This is a genomic window from Ferruginivarius sediminum, from assembly GCF_003344765.1.
GTDB classification, from domain to species: domain Bacteria; phylum Pseudomonadota; class Alphaproteobacteria; order Kiloniellales; family Rhodovibrionaceae; genus Ferruginivarius; species Ferruginivarius sediminum.
In genome coordinates, this window is record NZ_QPMH01000042.1 from 2,501 (window position 1) to 5,647 (window position 3,147).

General features: G+C 60.4%; 1 tRNA gene and 2 rRNA genes (1 of these 3 running past the window's edge). All 3 read left to right on the plus strand.

Annotated elements, in window-relative coordinates:
* Nucleotides 1–2,670: ribosomal RNA gene (locus DRB17_RS19620) — 23S ribosomal RNA — on the plus strand (it extends 86 nt beyond the left edge of the window).
* A 187-nt stretch (nucleotides 2,671–2,857) separates the two neighbouring features.
* Nucleotides 2,858–2,973 (plus strand): 5S ribosomal RNA (rrf, locus tag DRB17_RS19625).
* Between the two features lie 97 nt (nucleotides 2,974–3,070).
* A tRNA-Met gene (locus tag DRB17_RS19630) sits at nucleotides 3,071–3,147 on the plus strand.

Below are 3,147 nucleotides of genomic sequence, written 5' to 3' on the forward strand. Positions count from 1 at the left end.
CTGTGAGCAAGCTTTGATCCGTGGATTTCCGAATGGGGAAACCCGGCCCTTTTGGGTCATCCGGCGCTGAATTCATAGGCGTTCGGAGGCGAACCCGGCGAACTGAAACATCTCAGTAGCCGGAGGAAAGGACATCAACCGAGACTCCCCTAGTAGTGGCGAGCGAACGGGGACCAGGCCAGTTCTGGCCGTCGAGCAACCGGAAGCGTCTGGAAAGGCGCGCCATAGCGGGTGACAGCCCCGTACGGGACAGGTTCGGCGGTCAGGCACGAGTAGGGCGGGACACGGATTATCCTGTCTGAACATGGGGGGACCACCCTCCAAGCCTAAGTACTCCTCGATGACCGATAGTGGACCAGTACCGTGAGGGAAAGGTGAAAAGCACCCCGATGAGGGGAGTGAAACAGAACCTGAAACCGGGTGCCTACAAGCAGTGGGAGCTCCAGCTTGTCTGGGGTGACCGCGTACCTTTTGTATAATGGGTCAGCGAGTTGGTGTCGCGAGCAAGCTTAAGCCGATAGGTGAAGGCGCAGCGAAAGCGAGTCTGAACAGGGCGTTCAGTTCGCGGTATCAGACCCGAAACCGGGTGATCTAGCCATGGGCAGGCTGAAGGTGGGGTAACACCCACTGGAGGGCCGAACCGACCGATGTTGAAAAATCGGCGGATGACCTGTGGCTAGGGGTGAAAGGCCAATCAAACCCGGAGATAGCTGGTTCTCCGCGAAAGCTATTTAGGTAGCGCGTCGCGTGCTTGCCGCCGGGGGTAGAGCACTGGATGGGCTAGGGCCCCGCGAGGGGTACCAAACCTAACCAAACTCCGAATACCGGCGAGCAGAGCGCGGCAGACAGTCCATGGGTGCTAAGGTCCATGGACGAGAGGGAAACAGCCCAGACCGCCAGCTAAGGTCCCCAAGTGACGGCTAAGTGGGAAAGGATGTGGGACGGCCAAGACAACCAGGAGGTTGGCTTAGAAGCAGCCATCCTTTAAAGAAAGCGTAATAGCTCACTGGTCTAAACAAGCTGTCCTGCGCCGAAAATGTACCGGGGCTCAAGCCGTCCACCGAAGCTGCGGGTGCATGTCCTTGTGGCATGCGCGGTAGCGGAGCGTTCCGTAGGCCGGTGAAGGGACACCCGTGAGGGGTCCTGGAGGTATCGGAAGTGCGAATGCTGACATGAGTAGCGATCAAGAGTGTGAGAAACACTCTCGCCGAAAACCCAAGGGTTCCTGCGCAAGGCTAATCCGCGCAGGGTGAGCCGGCCCCTAAGGCGAGGGCGAAAGCCGTAGCCGATGGGAACCAGGTTAATATTCCTGGGCCCGTGGGAGGTGACGAATGCCGGGTGTCGTCGGGTCTTAACGGATTGATCCGGCGGCTGAGGTGTTCCAGGAAACAGCCCCCACGTTATGGACCGTACCCGAAACCGACACAGGTGGGTTGGTTGAGAATACCGAGGCGCTTGAGAGAACGGCGTTGAAGGAACTCGGCAAATTGCCCCCGTAAGTTCGCGAGAAGGGGGCCCGCCCATCGGGCAACCGGTGGGCGGGGGCACAGACCAGGGGGTGGCGACTGTTTACTAAAAACACAGGGCTCTGCGAAGCCGCAAGGCGACGTATAGGGTCTGACGCCTGCCCGGTGCCGGAAGGTTAAGGGGAGGGGTTCACGCCCCGAACCGAAGCCCCGGTAAACGGCGGCCGTAACTATAACGGTCCTAAGGTAGCGAAATTCCTTGTCGGGTAAGTTCCGACCTGCACGAATGGCGTAACGACTACCCCACTGTCTCCAACGCCGACTCAGCGAAATTGAATTCTCCGTGAAGATGCGGAGTACCCGCGGTCAGACGGAAAGACCCCGTGCACCTTTACTACAGCTTTGCAGTGGCACTAGGGCCGGTATGTGTAGGATAGGCGGGAGGCTTGGAAGCGCGCGCGCCAGCGCGCGTGGAGCCATCCTTGAAATACCGCCCTTGCCGGTCTTAGTGCCTAACCGCGGCCCGTGATCCGGGTCCGGGACCCTGCATGGCGGGTAGTTTGACTGGGGCGGTCGCCTCCCAAAGAGTAACGGAGGCGCGCGATGGTGGGCTCAGGCTGGTCGGACATCAGTCGTCGAGTGCAATGGCATAAGCCCGCCTGACTGCGAGAGCGACGGCTCGAGCAGAGACGAAAGTCGGTCATAGTGATCCGGTGGTCCCGCGTGGAAGGGCCATCGCTCAACGGATAAAAGGTACGCCGGGGATAACAGGCTGATCTCCCCCAAGAGTCCACATCGACGGGGAGGTTTGGCACCTCGATGTCGGCTCATCACATCCTGGGGCTGGAGCAGGTCCCAAGGGTTCGGCTGTTCGCCGATTAAAGTGGTACGTGAGCTGGGTTTAGAACGTCGTGAGACAGTTCGGTCCCTATCTGCCGCGGGTGTACGAGACTTGCGAGGAGCTGTCCCTAGTACGAGAGGACCGGGATGGACGCACCTCTGGTGGACCGGTTGTGGCGCCAGCCGCAGTGCCGGGTAGCTACGTGCGGACGAGATAACCGCTGAAGGCATCTAAGCGGGAAACTCCCCTCAAAACCAGGTCTCGCCATAGAGCCGTGGAAGACCACCACGTCGATAGGCCGGAGGTGGAAGCGCAGCAATGCGTGAAGCTAACCGGTCCTAATCGCTCGATCGGCTTGATCCCTCCCGTGGCGTCTCCTGAAACCCTCAGGAAACCGCCACACCCCGCCGCGCACAGCGGCAAACCCCGCAAAGGAAACACACCGAACGCGGGCCATCAGCAAACCAAGGACCACACCCCAATCAGGCCGCCGGCACCCGAAAACGCCGGCAGCCCCCAGCGCAACCTCCCCAAGGGCGTGCTTGCACGACCTGGTGGCTACGGCGGCGGTGAAACACCCGACCCCATTCCGAACTCGGCCGTGAAACCCGCCAGCGCCGATGGTACTGCATCAAAAGGATGCGGGAGAGTAGGTCGCCGCCAGGTCTTGCAAGCACACCCCAATACATCCGAACCACAAAAAAAACCGCGCCCCACCGCGCGGCCAAAACAAAACCCACACCAAACCATCAGCCCTCTTTGACGCGGGGTGGAGCAGTCCGGTAGCTCGTCAGGCTCATAACCTGAAGGTCGCAGGTTCAAATCCTGCCCCCGCAACCA